The 15,092-nt window shown below is 64.1% G+C and carries 16 protein-coding genes; 7 read left to right on the forward strand and 9 right to left on the reverse strand.

The annotated features are described in order from the left end of the window. Nucleotides 1-64: 64 nt before the first annotated feature. Together QF015_RS06940 and QF015_RS06945 are read right to left on the reverse strand one after the other, a co-directional pair. Nucleotides 65-739, reverse strand: a complete 675-nt coding sequence (locus QF015_RS06940; protein WP_429387939.1) for a LuxR C-terminal-related transcriptional regulator — start codon at nucleotides 737-739, stop codon at nucleotides 65-67. Then, nucleotides 736-2,277, reverse strand: coding sequence for an ATP-binding protein (locus QF015_RS06945; RefSeq protein ID WP_429387941.1), 1,542 nt, complete (start codon nucleotides 2,275-2,277; stop codon nucleotides 736-738). The genes QF015_RS06940 and QF015_RS06945 overlap by 4 nt, the downstream gene beginning before the upstream one ends. Nucleotides 2,278-2,402: 125 nt before the next feature. On the opposite strand from QF015_RS06945, the gene QF015_RS06950 reads away from it, so the two are divergent. The 5 genes from QF015_RS06950 to QF015_RS06970 all read left to right on the forward strand — a co-directional run bounded on the left by QF015_RS06950 (nucleotide 2,403) and on the right by QF015_RS06970 (nucleotide 6,674). Continuing rightward, nucleotides 2,403-4,007: a PspC domain-containing protein gene (locus QF015_RS06950; RefSeq protein ID WP_429387944.1), complete on the forward strand. Its 1,605-nt coding sequence runs from the start codon at nucleotides 2,403-2,405 to the stop codon at nucleotides 4,005-4,007. 1 nt (nucleotide 4,008) lies between these two features. Further along, a complete protein-coding gene (locus QF015_RS06955; protein ID WP_310206057.1) occupies nucleotides 4,009-4,410 on the forward strand; it encodes a hypothetical protein in 402 nt (133 codons plus the stop codon). 31 nt (nucleotides 4,411-4,441) lie between these two features. Next, entirely contained in the window at nucleotides 4,442-4,690 is a 249-nt protein-coding gene (locus tag QF015_RS06960; protein ID WP_310206059.1) for a PspC domain-containing protein, read from the forward strand. Between the two features lie 191 nt (nucleotides 4,691-4,881). Continuing rightward, nucleotides 4,882-5,907 carry a 6-phosphofructokinase gene (locus tag QF015_RS06965; protein ID WP_018776708.1) on the forward strand — a complete coding sequence of 342 codons (1,026 nt, stop codon included), beginning with the start codon at nucleotides 4,882-4,884 and terminating at the stop codon, nucleotides 5,905-5,907. Nucleotides 5,908-5,924: 17 nt separating this feature from the next. Beyond that, the gene (locus tag QF015_RS06970) at nucleotides 5,925-6,674 is read left to right on the forward strand and encodes a GNAT family N-acetyltransferase (RefSeq protein ID WP_310206062.1); all 750 of its coding nucleotides are present in this window, start codon (nucleotides 5,925-5,927) and stop codon (nucleotides 6,672-6,674) included. A gap of 71 nt (nucleotides 6,675-6,745) precedes the next feature. On the opposite strand, the gene QF015_RS06975 is transcribed toward QF015_RS06970, so the two are convergent. The 7 genes from QF015_RS06975 to QF015_RS07005 form a co-directional block, all read right to left on the reverse strand. Beyond that, nucleotides 6,746-8,278, reverse strand: coding sequence for a DHA2 family efflux MFS transporter permease subunit (locus QF015_RS06975; RefSeq protein ID WP_310206065.1), 1,533 nt, complete (start codon nucleotides 8,276-8,278; stop codon nucleotides 6,746-6,748). After that, nucleotides 8,262-8,891, reverse strand: a complete 630-nt coding sequence (locus tag QF015_RS06980; RefSeq protein WP_310206068.1) for a PadR family transcriptional regulator — start codon at nucleotides 8,889-8,891, stop codon at nucleotides 8,262-8,264. Before QF015_RS06980 ends, QF015_RS06975 begins: the two co-directional genes overlap by 17 nt. 112 nt (nucleotides 8,892-9,003) lie before the next feature. Next, on the reverse strand, nucleotides 9,004-9,423 hold the full coding sequence (locus QF015_RS06985; protein WP_310206071.1) for an ankyrin repeat domain-containing protein: 420 nt from the start codon (nucleotides 9,421-9,423) through the stop codon (nucleotides 9,004-9,006). After that, entirely contained in the window at nucleotides 9,420-10,505 is a 1,086-nt protein-coding gene (locus QF015_RS06990; RefSeq protein ID WP_429387948.1) for a YgfZ/GcvT domain-containing protein, read from the reverse strand. Before QF015_RS06990 ends, QF015_RS06985 begins: the two co-directional genes overlap by 4 nt. Before the next feature lie 55 nt (nucleotides 10,506-10,560). After that, nucleotides 10,561-11,283 (reverse strand): flavodoxin family protein, encoded by a 723-nt coding sequence (locus QF015_RS06995; protein ID WP_310206077.1) that lies wholly within the window; start codon nucleotides 11,281-11,283, stop codon nucleotides 10,561-10,563. 51 nt (nucleotides 11,284-11,334) lie between these two features. After that, nucleotides 11,335-11,934, reverse strand: a complete 600-nt coding sequence (locus tag QF015_RS07000) for an FABP family protein (RefSeq protein ID WP_026539784.1) — start codon at nucleotides 11,932-11,934, stop codon at nucleotides 11,335-11,337. A 166-nt stretch (nucleotides 11,935-12,100) separates the two neighbouring features. Then, nucleotides 12,101-12,835: a permease gene (locus tag QF015_RS07005; RefSeq protein ID WP_310206080.1), complete on the reverse strand. Its 735-nt coding sequence runs from the start codon at nucleotides 12,833-12,835 to the stop codon at nucleotides 12,101-12,103. 260 nt (nucleotides 12,836-13,095) lie between these two features. Here QF015_RS07005 and QF015_RS07010 point away from each other — a divergent pair, with 260 nt between their 5' ends. Further along, complete coding sequence (locus QF015_RS07010; protein WP_018776718.1) at nucleotides 13,096-13,794, forward strand: winged helix-turn-helix transcriptional regulator; 699 nt, start codon at nucleotides 13,096-13,098, stop codon at nucleotides 13,792-13,794. 258 nt (nucleotides 13,795-14,052) lie between these two features. After that, nucleotides 14,053-15,024: a mycothiol synthase gene (mshD, locus tag QF015_RS07015; protein ID WP_429387951.1), complete on the forward strand. Its 972-nt coding sequence runs from the start codon at nucleotides 14,053-14,055 to the stop codon at nucleotides 15,022-15,024. Nucleotides 15,025-15,092: the final 68 nt, after the last annotated feature.

Raw genomic sequence — 15,092 nt, forward strand, 5'->3', positions numbered from 1 at the left:
TTTTCGTTTAAGCCGCGTTAGGTGAGAGAGCGACCGGGAAAACCCGACGTTAGGTGAGAGAGCGTTAGAGGAGGCGGCGCTCGGCGGCCCACTTGGTGAGCTCGTGCCTGCTGGAGAGTTGCAGCTTCCTCAAGACCGCTGAAACGTGCGTTTCCACGGTCTTGATCGAAATGAAGAGCTCCTTGGCAACTTCCTTGTAGCTGTAGCCCCGCGCGATGAGCCGCATGACTTCGAGCTCGCGGGCAGAGAGCTTGTCCAGTTCGTCGTCCGCGATGTCTGCGGGAGCGGTGCCGAAAGCATCCAGGACGAAGCCTGCAAGCCTCGGCGAGAACACGGCGTCGCCGTCGGCTACGCGGATCACGGCGCCGGAAATTTCCTTGCCGGAGATGGTCTTGGTGACATATCCCCGGGCGCCGGCACGGATCACGGAGACCACGTCCTCAGCAGCGTCCGAAACACTTAGTGCCAGGAAGCTGGTGGTGCCCAACAGCGCCGCCGATCCTGCAATCACCTCGCGCCCGCCGCCCCCGAGGCCGCCAGGCAGGTGGACATCCAGAAGTACTACCTCGGGGCGGGCTTCGGCAATGACGGCAATGGCTTGCTCCACCGTTCCCGCCTCCCCCACGACGTCCATGCGGGCATCGAGGTCGGCTTTCAGCCCGGACCGGAAGATCGTGTGGTCATCCACGATCACTACCCGAACCGTGCGTCCTGGTCCATTCCCGGGGGTGGTGTTCATTGCTTCGCTTCTCCATTCCGGACTTCGTTGGTCCGCTGTTCGCCCATCTCGCCATTCACGGTGGGCAGGGCCAAGCGGACTTCCGTTCCGTCGCTGCCGCTGTTGATGGTTGCCGTTCCACCGTGCCGCTTCATGCGGCCGATGATCGATTCCTTGACGCCCAACCTGTCGTCGGGCACAGCATCAAGGTCGAAGCCGGGGCCGCGGTCCTTGATGAAGATCTCCGTGCTGCCGGCAGTACTCTCGAGATACACGGAGACCGTACCGCCCCCATGTCGTGCGGCGTTGAGCATCGCTTCCCGAGCCGCCTGCACCATGGCCTCATGCCGGTCGGTCATCTGCGTATCACCCACGGTGACCACTTCCACCGCGTGGCCGTGGGAATCCTCCACTTCCGCTGCGATGGCTTTGATCCGCTCGGCCAGGAGTCCGGATTCCTTGGCCGCATCGCTGAAGAGCCAGGCCCGGAGTTCGCGCTCCTGCGCCCTGGCGAGCCGGATCACGTCCTGCTCGGAACCGGCTCTGCGCTGGATGAGTGCCAGGGTCTGCAGCACCGAGTCGTGGAGGTGGGCGGCGATTTCAGCGCGTTCCGTCTCACGGATGCGGCCTGCCCGTTCGGTTTCAAGGTCCTTCCAAAACTTGAGGCCCCATGGCAGCAGGACCAGGGCAACGCCGCCCAGGACGGCCACGGACGCCAGCAGGGCCAGCCATGTCTGCTCCCAGGAGCCTGAGCCCGAGACCATCACCAGCACGCCTGCCACCACCAGCGCCAGGCCGGCAGCCAAGCGAACCCAGCCGCCGGCCTGGTCGGCCTTCGTCTTGTCCACGAGGCCGGCCCTGCGGGTTTCGTCGAGCTGCATCCAGGCAATCGCCGCACCACCCAGGATGGCCGCTGCCGGGATGAGGGTCCCCAAGGGAACGTCGACCCCGAACTGGCGGGCTATCAGGATCGCGGCCACCAGGAGCAAGGCAGCTCCGAGCAGGATTTCCTTGCCATATTGGATACGCCGGAAAGAGAACCACGACGCCAGACTGTTGTCACCGCCGCTGCCCGCCCAATCCCAGGAGGAGTAAGCGGCCCCCAACCCTGCGGCTCCTGCGGGAGGAACCGGGCCGGCGCCCGCTGCAGCACCGCTGTCAGGGAAGGAACCGCTGCCCATCACTCGACCGCTGCCCGTCACTGAACCGCCTACCGGCGGTGCGCTGACCGCCGTCGGTCCGTGGCCGGCGTCGTACGCCATTGGCGGCCGTACGGATCCACCAAAGGGCTCAGCGGAGGGCGGCAAGCTCACGGCAGGAGCAATGGGCGACGCCGGACGGCGGGCGTTGCGCTTGGCGCTCTCGTCCGCGGTGGGAACCATGGTCCACAGCCACGCGTAAAAGGCCACGCCTGCTCCGCCGGCGAAGCAGGCGAGGACCATGCCAAGCCGGACAAACTTGACCGGCCAGCCCAGATGGTCGGCCAAACCGCTGCAGACGCCCGCGATCATGCGGTCGCTGCTGCGGACCAGCACGGGGCGTTCCAGAGCGGTTGTCATGTACCAATCCAAACACGGATCAGGGTGACCCGGACCGGAAACCAGCGTTGTTCGGGGGTCCCTCAGGGATCATTCAGGGTATCCCCCAGTAGAGGGGAGGACTGACTGGACGGCAGGATCGAAGTATGAACGCGAACAGCATGAATCCAGAGGAACCCGGAACGCCAGGCACTGCCGGCACATCCGGCTCCGGCGCCGCTATTGGTGCCTCCACCGGCGCTGCCGGTTCCGCTTCGGGCGCCACCGGTTCCGGCGCCACCGGTTCGGCTTCCGGCGCCACCGGTCCGGCTTCCGGCGCCACAGCTTCCGGCGCCACAGCTTCCGGCGCTGCCGGTTCGGGCCCGGCCAACGGCAGTTACCCCCAAGCCGGCAACGCGCCGTCCACTTCCCAGGAGAACTTCTTCGACTGGATCCGGAACCAGGGCGTTCGCCGCGGACCGGACCGCTGGATTGGCGGCGTGGCAAGCGGCATTGCCCACCGTTTTGGCATTGACCCGCTGATTGTGAGGGGCATCTTCATTGTCCTGGCACTCTTCGCCGGCGTCGGGGTGCTGCTGTACGGCATTGCCTGGGCGCTCCTGCCCGAGCCTGACGGCCGCATCCACGTACAGGAAGCTGCCGCAGGCCGCTGGTCCGGGGGCATGACCGGTGCCCTGATCACCACGATCATCGGGCTCCCAGGCCTTGGCCGCGGATTCTGGGGCTGGGGCTGGGACGGTCTCCCCGGCGTGTTCTGGACGCTTTTCTGGATGGGTGGCGTGTTCTACCTCATCTACTTCCTGGTCCAACGCAACAAAGCTTCGAAAGGGAATCCGCCCGTGAACCGGCAGAACTACCCGTCGGCCTCCGGGGCGCCAACCGCTTACGGGACGCCGACTACTTATGGGACGCCAACCACTTACGGGGCTGCGGCCACGACGAACACCGGCGTGCCTGTCTACGGGACGGGCCACCCAGGCACGAAACCCCAAGGTTACGGCGCCGTTCCGCCTGCAGGACCGTTCACGCCGTCGGGCCCTTCCTCGCCCTCCGGTCCCCGCCCGCCGCACGGTCCCGCTTCCCCGCAAGACTGGCAGCCCAAGCCTGCCGTCCCCAAGCGCAAGGGTCCAGGAGCCGCGATCGTCGCAGTCTCCGCCGGAGCAGCGTTGCTGGCCGGCGGTACCTTGAAAGCGCTCGACGCCGGCAACGTCATTGAGCTGGGTAACTCGGCCAACGCCGTGGTGTGGGCCACCGGCGCCGCAGTTCTGGGCCTGGGCATTCTGGTTGCCGGTTTGCGGGGCCGGACCTCAGGATTCCTTGGCTTCCTCGCGGTGGTCGCGCTGATCATCGGCGGTATCTTCAACGTGGTCCCCCGGGACGGAGACCGCTTCACTTTCCACGACGTCAACTGGACGCCCACCAGCCTGGACCAAGCGCGGCTGGGCATCAACGTCACAGGGGCCCAAGGACAGTTGGACTTGAGCGAAATGGCCCTGACACCACCGCTGATCTCCGAGGTCACCATCCCCGTGGATGCCACCGCAAGCAACGTCACCGTCATCATCCCCGACGACGTGCCAGTGGAAGTCAGGACGGACATGACATTCGGCAACCTCAACGAACGCGGCTCGGACCGCGGCGGCCGCCTCCAGGACGACCGGGCTGTTTACAACACCGAAAAGCCCGGAGCCAACCTCGTGGTGGAAATCGACGGCACGTTCAGCAACGTGACCATCCAGGAAGGAAACTGACATGAGCATCAACGAGCCAGGCAAGGCGAACGACGCCCAGCCAACAGCGCCGCTGCCCAAGGACGCACACCCCACCGAAGCCCTGCCCAAGGAAACCCGCCCCACCGAAGCCCTGCCTAAACCGCGCCTTGAACAGATTCCACTCACGCCGCCTCTTGAGCGCAGCTTCCACGTGGAGCACACCGAGGATGACGAGCCCCGGCAAGCCCGCATCGGCACCGTAGTGTGGGGGTTGATCGTGATGGCGCTGGCTGCCCTGATCGTCATCTCGACGCTCGGTTGGGTGACGTTGAACGGCACGTACGTGCTGATCGGCCTCATGATCGGTGCCGGAGCCGCCCTCGTGGTCGGAGGACTCCTCTCCGCCCGCAAAGGTTCCAGGAAAGTGACCACTACCAAGTGACAAAGCAACCACAACAGGGAAGTCTGTAGCCATGGACAAGTTCTTCAGCATCGTCAGGGGCTTCGGCCTGAAACGCGGACCACAACGCTGGTTGGGCGGCATCTGCGGAGGAATCGCAGCAAAGCTCAGGGTGGACGTGGCCTATGTCCGGGTTGCCTTTCTGCTCTTTTGCCTCCTGCCCGGACCCGCGTTCGTCGTCTACATCCTGGGCTGGCTGATCCTGCCGGACCAGAACAACAAGATCCCCCTCGAATCGTTCATCAGCCGGCGTTCGCAGTAACTGCCGGTCATAAAGCACTGATGCGCCCCGCCGTTTGGCGGGGCGCATCCTTGTTTTCGGCCAGGTTTCCAATACCGCACCATCGGGTCCAAAAGTAACCGTTTGTGTCCCACCCCACATGCGCGTCTACAATCATGGGGAGCTCAGCGTGGCGCTCTGCACGTATTCCTCCAAGCCATGAGTGAGCAAACATGAAAATTGGCATTCTTACCAGCGGTGGCGACTGCCCCGGCCTCAACGCAGTGATCCGCGGAGCAGTCCTCAAGGGCATCGCCATCCACGGCCAGGAATTTGTGGGCTTCCGTGACGGCTGGCGTGGCGTGGTCGAAGGTGATGTCATTGACATTCCCCGCACCATGGTCCGCGGTATTGCCAAGCAGGGTGGCACCATCCTGGGCACCTCCCGCACCAACCCGTTCGAGAACGGCGGCGGCCCCGACGTCATCAAAGCCCACATGGAACGCCTGGGCATTGACGCCATCATCGCCATCGGTGGCGAAGGCACACTGGCAGCTGCCAAACGCCTCACCGATGCAGGCCTGAAAATCGTGGGCGTCCCCAAGACCGTGGACAACGACCTCGATGCCACCGACTACACCTTCGGCTTCGATACCGCCGTCCAGATTGCCACCGAGGCCATCGACCGGCTCCGGACCACCGGAGAATCCCACCACCGTTGCATGATCGCCGAAGTGATGGGACGCCACGTCGGCTGGATCGCACTGCACGCCGGTATGGCTGCGGGCGCCCACGCCATCCTGATCCCCGAGCAGAAGGCCAGCATCGAGCAGATCACCGAATGGGTCCAGGAAGCCCACGACCGTGGCCGTGCGCCGCTGGTGGTGGTAGCCGAGGGCTTCGTTCCGGATCACATGGAATCCCCGCACTCCGAGCGCGGCCTGGACACGTTCGGCCGGCCCCGCCTTGGAGGCATTGCTGACCAGCTGGCTCCCGAGATCGAGGCACGCACGGGTATTGAAACCCGCGCCACCATCTTGGGCCACATCCAGCGTGGTGGCGTTCCCACCGCCTACGACCGTGTTCTGGCAACCCGCCTGGGCATGGCCGCCATCGACTCGGTGGTGGAGGGCCGTTGGGGCACCATGGTGGCCCTGAAGGGAACGGACATCTCCCACGTGGGATTCGAGGAAGCCTTGGGCAAGCTCAAGACCGTGCCTCAACACCGCTACGACGAAGCGTCGGTGCTGTTCGGCTAGTCGGCTAGGCTGAATCCATGACTCTTGAGCCCACGTCCGCTGCCATCATCCAGCTGGCGTGGGCTCGCCATTTGGGGCTCGACGACGACGCTTTCGCCACCGCGGCGTCCCGGCTCACCAGCTCGGCAGCGGACACGGGCGATCCCGCCCTCCGCATCACCCGGGTGGATGAATCTGCCGGCGCCGTGGTCTTCCTCAGGCTCTTCGGAATTTCGGCCCTGGTAGGGCCGCAATGGGCGCTGGACGCGGCAGCCGGGCTGCCCGATACAGAGCTTGCACAGCACGTGACGTTGCTGACCTTGACCCGGTCGCACGGAGGGCACGGGCTCGGATCAACAGCCCTGTTCTTCGCTGATGACCTGCCGCTGCAGCAACCTTCAGAGGATGTCACGGTCTCCCGGGGCAACCCCGAAGCCGTCAGCCTTGAAGCGCTGTGCCCTCCGGACGACATCAACGAAGTAGGGCTGCAAGGGCTGGAACACCGTTTCACCATCATGCACCCGGACGAGGCACCGCCCTCCCCCGTGGCCTGCGGCGCCTATGCGGAATGGGAAGGCATCCTGGCCAACATGGGAGTCCTGGTGGCACCTCCCTGGCGCCGACGCGGCCTGGGCACCTTGGCTGCGTCCATCGCCGCCCACGAAGCCCTGGCCGCCGGACTGACCCTGCAGTGGAAAGCCGATGTCAGCAATACCGGAGCACTCGCGATGGCCCGCAGCCTTGGCTTTGCCACGGGCGGGCTCCACGCGAGCGTCCTCCTCGGCTGAAATCCGGCGGAGTACTTCTCCAGATGACGCCCTTGAGGAGCCTCCCTGAGGGCATCATCTGTAGTGAATCTCTAGCGGTTGAGCTCGGCTTCGGCTGCAGCAGGCTCCGACGCGGTCCCCGACGTGGACTTTGCGCCCCACCCTGTCACCGACTTCGGCTTGCCAAAGAACAGTGCCACCACGGCGCCCAGCAGGATCGCGCAGGCGGGCAACACGATGGACTGGCTCATGGCCGTCGAGAATCCTGCATGAAGAGCCTCCGGCAGCACGCCTCCCATCGACGCCTCGCCCACCGGAGCTCCGGCCGGAGCGGCGGGCAACTCCGCCGCCAGCCGCGACTGGATCAGGGCAGCAATGGCCGCCGAACCCAGGACAGCACCGATTTGGCGCGTGGTGTTGAAGACACCCGAGCCTGCACCGGCCTGGCGGGGTTCCAGGTTGCGGGTGGTGGCGTTCGATACCGGTCCCCAGATGAAGGCGTTGGCAACACCCTGCAGGGCGCTGGGCAGCAGGAACATCCAGATGGGAGTGTCCGGTCCCAGCAGGGCTGCGGTCCAGAACAGCGCACCTGCCATGCAGACGAGACCGAAGGACGCAAAGTACCGGGGGTTGGCGCGATCAATAAGCTTGCCCACGAACGGCGCAAGCGCACCGGAAATGACGGCCATGGGGATCATGAGCAGCGCTGACTGCGTGGGCGTCAGGCCCCGGACTGTCTGGTAGTAGAAGATGGTGGGCAACGGGAAAGCGGTCACTGTGAAGCCGACGGCCATGATGGTGGTGTTGCCCAAGGAGAAGTTGCGGTCCTTGAACAGGCCCAGCGGCAGCAGCGGTTCTCCGCCGCGGCGTTCGAGCAGCCACTGCCAGGCCACGAACAGCACCAGGACGACTAGGCCGGTGATGATCAGGCCCCAGACGGTGACGAAGCCGGTGACTGTTCCCCACTTGTACGTCTGCCCTTCCTGGATACCGAAGACCAGAAGGAACATGCCGACGGCGGAGAGGACCACGCCGATGACGTCGAACGAGTGCGTGTGGGTGGTCAGCTTCGGCACGAAACGGGTTACCAGGACAAAGGCCACGATTCCGATGGGAACGTTGACGAAGAAGATCCATTCCCATCCCAGGCTGTCCACCAGCACACCACCGAGGATCGGGCCTACCAGCACGGCCATGCCGGCGGTAGCTCCCCACAGCCCCATGGCGGCACCGCGGCGGTCCGGCGGGAAGATCCGCGTGATGACGGCCATGGTCTGGGGCGTCATCATGGCGGCACCCAGGCCTTGGAGAACACGGGCGGCGATCAACAGGGTGACGTCACCGGACAAACCGCACCACAGCGATGCGAGGGTGAAGACCACGAGGCCTATCAGGTAGAGGTTCTTGGGACCGAACCGGTCCCCCAGCCTTCCGGTAATGAGCAGGGGCACTGCGTATGCCAGCAAGTAGGCGCTGGTGACCCAGATGACGGCGTTGATGTCCGTGTTGAGGCCCTCCATGATCCGCGGATTCGCGACCGACACGATGGTGGTGTCGATAAGGATCATGAAGAAGCCCACCACGAGTGACCACAGCGCGGGCCACGGTTTAGCTACGTTTTCCAAGGGGTTCCTTTGGCTTGTGTGAAAGTTCTGAGGGAGTGGGCAGGGGTTCGTCCCAGGGCAGTTGCCCGTTGCCCAACTCTTCAAGGAGGCCGCGGATCCACGCGATCTCCGTTCGGCGCATTGCTTGTTGGTATGTGATGTCGATCCAGTACTTGCGGTCCAATCCCTTGGCCGTCACGGCAGCCTCTGCCCGGACCAGGAAGTCCAAATCGGCCGAGAGTGCCACTACCCGTTCTTCCAGGAGTTCCGTCACCACGGATGCAGGGAGATGATGCGCCTCGGCAATCGCGTGGGGAAAGAGCGGATACTCGTTCACAGGAGTGGACAGCATGGCTTGGAGCCGGGCATCGAGTGCTTGGTGCCCGGCCGGGGTGATCCGGTAGGTTGTCCGCTCCGGTCGGTTCCCTTCCCGTTCGGTTCCTGTTGCCTCAACGAGTCCGTTCTCTTCCAGACGTCCGACGGCGTGGTACAGCGTGCCGGGGCGTACTTTGACCAGCCGGTCTTCGTGCCGGGCCATCAGCAGCTGATACATCTCGTACGGATGCATGGGTTCCTCTGCCAGGAGGGCCAGGGATGCGACACCCAGGGGTGTCAAATCGGAAGCTTTGGGCACAGCGGGCCCCTTTCCGTCACGTATATTCCACCACAACTATTCCACGTGGAATATATAGGCGCAAGTAAGCCCGGCCGCCTTGGCGACCGGGCTCACGGAGCCAAGTGTCGGGTCAGCCCAGGAGGGCCAGGATCTCAGCCCGTGCGAACATCGCCGCAGCCTCGCGCGCGGTGGGGGTTCCGGCGTCGGGGTCTGCTCCAGCGTCCAGCAGCACCCGCGCCACTCCCGTGTATCCCTTGAAGACAGCCCCTGCCAGGGGCGTCTGCCCGCGGTCGTTGGCAGCGTTGACGTCGGCGCCGTGGTGGAGGATCAACTGCACAGCTTCTTCGTGCCCGTGATAGGCGGCCAACATCAGCAGCGAGTCACCCGCGGCGTTGGTCAGTGTTGCCGGCGCGCCGGCGGACAAGTACCCGCGGAGCAGTTCCGTGTTGCCTTCGCGGGCAGCATCGAACAGTGCGTGGGCGAGGGCCAACGTTTCGTCGTCGGCGCCTGCATCGGGGCTGGTGGCTTCCGGGCCTGTGGCGTGGCTCATCGGTGGGGTCCCTTCAGGAATCCGGTCTGGCGCCCGACAACCTGGCCGGCGTCGGGGGCGACGATCACTTCCTGGGCAGCGACGTAAGGCTCCTCGCCATCCATCACCGTCAGCGTTTCATCCGCTGAAACGGACCGCTTCACCACGGCCAAAGCCACGGGTCCCATTTCGAAGTGTTGCGCCACCGATGTCAGAGTACCCACCTTGCGTTCCCCGGCAAAAACAACACTGCCCACGGCGGGCAGCGTGTGCTGTGAGCCATCCAATTGGAGAAAGACGAGCCGGCGGGGCGGGTGTCCAAGGTTGTGTACCCGCGCGATGGTCTCCTGGCCCTTGTAACAGCCCTTGTTCAGGTGGACCGATGTCCGCAGGAGGTCCAGTTCGTGGGGAATCGTCTTCTCGTCGGTTTCGGCACCGAGGCGCGGCCGCCATGCCGCGATCCGCAGGGCATCGGCTGCCAGCGAACCAGCGAGTGCAAGTCCGTCCACGGCGCTTTCCAGCTCGGCGGCCGGGACCAGGTATTCAAACCATGGGCGCTCAAGCCCCGGGTGGGACTCCTCCGGGACGATGCTGTACGCGTATCCGCCGGGGCTGACGTGCGGCCACGGGTCCTCCCACACCAGGCGCGAGGACAGTTGGTCCACCGGCTTGGTGGACCCCAGCACGGCCCACTGCTCCGAGACGTCAGTGATTTCGACGCGGAGCATGAATTTCATCTTGTTCAGCCACTCGGCCAAAGGCGCAGCTTCGGCGCTTTCCACGATCAACCACGTGGTCTCGCCGTCATCAATCACCCGGGCATCAAATTCGATGCGGCCTTGGACGCTCAGCATCAACAACTCGCTGGCAACACCGGGCTGGAGGTTGGTCAGTTGCTGGGAGGACAAGGTGTTGAGCCAGCTCAGCCGGTCCGGTCCGGTCACGGTCACCACGCCGCGGTGCGAAAGGTCGACGACGGCGGTACCGGTCGCCAAAGCGCGCTGCTCACGCAGCGGTTCGCCGTAGTGGGCAGCGACGCCGGCGTCCAGGCCGGTGTCCTCGACGGCGCCAGGGCGCGACAACAGAGGGCTCTTGTAAGTCATATGTAGTAGAAGTCCTTGCGACTCAGAGGTATTCCGCGTGGGGCAATATTTCGGTTCAGCGGTATTCCGGGTTTTCGAAATCGAAGCGGGTGCCGGATTTCCATTCCTCGGGCAGGTTGCCGTAGGCCGGAATTCCCCCGGCATCCCTGAGGATCCTGGCCATATGGAGCAGGTTCCACGTCATGAAGGTGGTGTTCCTGTTAGTAAAATCACTCTCCGGACCACCCGATCCTTCGTCCAGATAGCTGGGGCCGGGGCCCACGGGACCGATCCAGCCGGCGTCGGCCTGGGGTGGGATGGTGAATCCGATGTGCTGGAGGCTGTACAGCACGTTCATGGAACAGTGCTTGATGCCGTCCTCGTTGCCCGTGATGAGGCAGCCGCCCACCTTGGGGTAGAACGCCCATTGGCCGTTGCTGTTCAGTTCACCCGAATGCGCATACAGCCGCTCGATGAGTTTCTTGGTTTGGGAGGAGTTGTCGCCCAACCATATGGGGCCGGCGACCACCACAATGTCCGCGTCCCGGACGTGCGGATAAATCTGGGGCCATTCGTCCGTTGCCCAGCCGTGCTCGCGCATATCGGGGTAGACACCGCTGGCGATGTCATGGTCCACAGTCCGGATCAGGCGCGTTTGGACGCCCTGCTTCTCCATGATGTCCCGGCTGATTTTGATCAGGCCGTCCGTGTTGCTGAGCTGTGGCGACGGTTTCAGCGTGCCATTGAAGAAGACAGCTTTGAGGCCTTCATAGCCTTCCGGCTTGAGGGTGTTGTTCACGTTCTGCTCCTTCTGCTGGTTGCTTGCTGGAACGTCCGGTGAGGCTTCTGGTCAGGAAACCTTGTTGAGGAATGCCGAAGCGTGGGCCTCGAGTGCTTTGCCGCTGGCAGCGACATCCCAGCGCCACAGAAGGTTTCCGTCGACCAGACCGAAAATCCGGGTGGCTGCCGTGTACTCCTTGGAGTGGCTTCCGCGCATCACCATGTCGGTGCTCAACTGGATCTGGGGGCCCTTGATCTGGCCGTAATACAGCTCAGTGATTCCGCCGGGGTGGGAAATCGACACTGAGATATCGAAGCCGCCGTCCTTGTTGCGGCGCTCCTCCACCTCATCGGCGGTCTTCAGGACCGGGACGATGTCGGCGGGGATGAGTCCGGGGCCGCCGTCGCCCTCTTCAAGCTTCCGCTCCAGCGCCCAGAAACCCGTCTCGACGGTCAACGGACGCAATTTTTCGCCCGCATCGTCACTGAGCCAGGTCTCGGCCCGGTACTGCAGGTACGGGAGGCCGTTGTGGGTGAAGGATACGTGCTGGACGAAATGCTCCGAATCCTCGTCACCGCTGCCAAGCCGGCCGCGGCCTTCCCACTCACCAATGAGCCAGGAAAGAGGGACGAGTTCAGGAGTCAGATCGGTAGGGATCTCAATAGGCACAACGACTACCTCTGTAGGAGAGCAGGACCGGAAGGCTTACTTCTGGCCCTTGAAAAGGCGGTAAACGACAAAACCCGCAAACCATGCCATGGCGACGCTGGCCAGGCCAAGGAGAACGAGGAAGAAGATTTCAAATGCGAGTACAGACATGATGCCATCCTAACCGTTAGTAGATGAGTAGTTTGTCTATGAAGTACGCCAAGGCCCCCACAGCCCATACGGGGGCCACACCCATTCCCACGGCCGCCGGAATGTTGAGTCGTCCGCGCCGGAGGGTGGTCATTCGCCGGAAACACACCAGGACGGACCCGACTACCACGCCCACCAACGCCGCGGGGAGTACTGCGATATCCGAGAATACTAGACCGGCGAGCGGACCCATGAGGCCTGCCATGACCACGCCCAGCGGGGCCACAATGCGGTCCGGCCAACGGATGATTCCCACCAACAAAGCCACTGCTGCGCTCAGGCCGGCCACCAGGACCATTTCCCGCACACCGTTGAACCGCGCACTGGCAATCCAGCCTGCACCCAGGCAATTCAGCAGCACACCGGCACAGCACCCCAGCGTTGATTCCAGGCGTTGGGCCTGCCCCGTGCCGCGGACGAGCTGGACGACGAAGACCGCCATCACGCCCAAGGCAATGAAAGCCGGTGTCCCCTCCAAAAAACCGGGGGCAGGCAGGTAGGCAGCAGCCACGGCAGATCCGGCACCTGCCAGCCCGATCACGGAGGCCAACGTTTTCTTGGCCGGTACGCCCAGGAAATGCGGCCAGCCGATGCCCACGGCCGCGGACGCAGCGATGCCGACACCCACCATGGCTTCCCGGGAAACGAAGGTGCTGGCCACGATGGCTGCGAGCGCCACGAGTCCGAATACCCCGATGCTCCAAGACTTCACTGTGTGCCGACCTCAATCCGATGCGCCTTACGACCTCTCGACAATCCTGCCTTAACCCGGCCCAATATGTCGTAATTCCAGTTCCCGCCCGTCACGAATCCATGTGTCGCAGGGCACTGATGGGTATACTCGGACTTCAACGGCGCACTGTATTGGCCTTGATCCCGTTACAACGGGCAGAGGCTGCCAATGCGCTGTGACCGACCGGGAAGCTCCGGTTTCGACGCCCGATGATGCGCGTACAGCCCATTGGAGGAACTATGTCGCACATCCTGCTCCTGACGAACAGCACCGGTTCATCGGTGGACATTTTGCCTGCCCTGGAGTTGCTGAACCACCGCGTCCACATCCTCCCGGCAGAACCGACGGCCTTGCTGGAAACCGACCCCACGGACATCGTCTTCCTGGATGCCCGCAAGGATCTGGTGGGCGCGCGCTCCCTGACCCAGCTCTTGAAGGCGACCGGCCTCAGCGCACCACTTATGCTCATCCTCACGGAAGGCGGCATGGCTGCCGTCTCGTCGGCATGGGCTGTGGATGACATCGTGCTCGACTCCGCCGGGCCCGCCGAGGTGGAGGCACGCATCCGCCTCGCCATGGCACGGGCCGTTCCCGGCGAAGAGGAAACCCAGACGGAGATCCGTGCAGCGGGCGTGGTCATTGACGAGGCCAGCTATACCGCCCGCGTCAGTGGCCAACCCTTGAACCTGACGTTCAAGGAGTTCGAACTCCTGAAGTACCTGGCACAGCACCCCGGACGCGTGTTCACGCGCCAGCAGCTGCTGACGGAGGTCTGGGGCTACGACTACTACGGAGGCACCCGCACCGTGGACGTGCACATCCGTCGGCTTCGCGCCAAGTTGGGTGTGGACCACGAGAACCTGATCAGCACGGTCCGCAACGTGGGCTACCGGCTCACGCTCGTCCGGCTCCCGGATGACGAACTCTCGGAAGCCTGAGCGCCGACTCAGCGGGAGTCGCTGAAAGAGCATGAAAAAGGCCGGTCTTCCCCTTCGGGATTCCGGCCTTTTCCATGGTCGTGGTGGAGGACATACGGGTCGAACGTATCGAGGCCACCCCACTGGTGGATCCCCCCTGCGCTGACTTGCGGAGCTGAACTGCCAACCAGCCGCAAAGCCGAACGAGATATCGAGACTACCTCCGTTCCAGCAGGACATCAAATCACAGGGCTTGCCTCGGACGTATAGCCTTGCATCATGAGTCACGCGCACCCGGAACACTGGCCCGTCCTGCTCATCTCCGGCGCCCTGGATCCCGAACTCCTCAAGGACGTCAAAACACTGGCTGCCGCCGCAGAAGAGTCCGATGGGAACCCACCCTTCTCCGAGCAGACGCTGGTGATGCTGCGCGGAGTCGATGCCGGTGACCACACTGTCCTGTCCTTTGCCCTTTACGCACCGGACGAAGATTCCGATCCGGCCACGGCTGAAGACCTGGCGGGAATCGCCGTCGTCGTCGAAGCGCCCGACTCAAGCGGCGTGCTGGAACTGGCCGTCCACCCGAGCTACCGCAACCAGGGCGTAGCCGGACGGCTGCTGGCCGCGCTGCAGGGCAAGCGGAGCCTCGACGGGCTGAGCGCATGGTCGCACGGCAACCACGAGGCCGCCGCCGAGCTCGCCACAACCTTCGGATACGGGCCGGTGCGTGAGCTGTGGAAGATGCGGCTGATGTCCTCGGCCTCCTCACTGCCCGACGCCGGGCTGCCGGACGGCGTCTCGCTCCGCACCTTCGTTCCCGGTCAGGATGAGCAAGCGTGGCTGGCGGCCAACCGGGCCGCGTTCTCCCATCACCCCGAGCAGGGGGCGATGACGTTGGCGGACCTCGAAGCGCGGAAGGCCGAGGATTGGTTCGATCCCGAAGGGTTCCTGCTGGCCGTCAACGCCGAAGGGGAGCTCCTGGGATTCCACTGGACCAAAGTCCATCCCCGGCAAGGACCCCACCCGGCCATCGGCGAGGTGTACGTAGTAGGCGTTACACCGGCGGCGCAAGGCCTGGGCTTGGGCAAGGCCCTGACGGTGGCGGGAATCCGGCACCTGCAGGACGAGGGTCTGCATGCGGTGATGCTCTATGTGGACGCTGACAACGAGGCTGCGGTAGCCCTATATCAGAAGCTGGGCTTCGTTCGCTGGGACACCGATGTGATGTATGGACCTTTAACCAAAAATTAACCAGCGGTGATTGCCGGACGGAAAGCCGGTGACATCTTGGATTCGGGCAGCCCAATTGCTTGTAATGT

The sequence above is a fragment of the Paenarthrobacter sp. TE4293 genome, from assembly GCF_050435325.1.
GTDB lineage: Bacteria > Actinomycetota > Actinomycetes > Actinomycetales > Micrococcaceae > Arthrobacter > Arthrobacter nitroguajacolicus_C.

What these genes read in the sequence shown, in the direction of transcription:
- QF015_RS06940 (WP_429387939.1), bottom strand. Translation starts at nt 739, where the DNA reads ATGAACACCACCCCCGGGAATGGACCAGGACGCACGGTTCGGGTAGTG.
- QF015_RS06945 (WP_429387941.1), bottom strand. Translation starts at nt 2,277, where the DNA reads ATGACAACCGCTCTGGAACGCCCCGTGCTGGTCCGCAGCAGCGACCGC.
- QF015_RS06950 (WP_429387944.1), top strand. Translation starts at nt 2,403, where the DNA reads ATGAACGCGAACAGCATGAATCCAGAGGAACCCGGAACGCCAGGCACT.
- QF015_RS06955 (WP_310206057.1), top strand. Translation starts at nt 4,009, where the DNA reads ATGAGCATCAACGAGCCAGGCAAGGCGAACGACGCCCAGCCAACAGCG.
- QF015_RS06960 (WP_310206059.1), top strand. Translation starts at nt 4,442, where the DNA reads ATGGACAAGTTCTTCAGCATCGTCAGGGGCTTCGGCCTGAAACGCGGA.
- QF015_RS06965 (WP_018776708.1), top strand. Translation starts at nt 4,882, where the DNA reads ATGAAAATTGGCATTCTTACCAGCGGTGGCGACTGCCCCGGCCTCAAC.
- QF015_RS06970 (WP_310206062.1), top strand. Translation starts at nt 5,925, where the DNA reads ATGACTCTTGAGCCCACGTCCGCTGCCATCATCCAGCTGGCGTGGGCT.
- QF015_RS06985 (WP_310206071.1), bottom strand. Translation starts at nt 9,423, where the DNA reads ATGAGCCACGCCACAGGCCCGGAAGCCACCAGCCCCGATGCAGGCGCC.
- QF015_RS06990 (WP_429387948.1), bottom strand. Translation starts at nt 10,505, where the DNA reads ATGACTTACAAGAGCCCTCTGTTGTCGCGCCCTGGCGCCGTCGAGGAC.
- QF015_RS07010 (WP_018776718.1), top strand. Translation starts at nt 13,096, where the DNA reads ATGTCGCACATCCTGCTCCTGACGAACAGCACCGGTTCATCGGTGGAC.
- mshD (WP_429387951.1), top strand. Translation starts at nt 14,053, where the DNA reads ATGAGTCACGCGCACCCGGAACACTGGCCCGTCCTGCTCATCTCCGGC.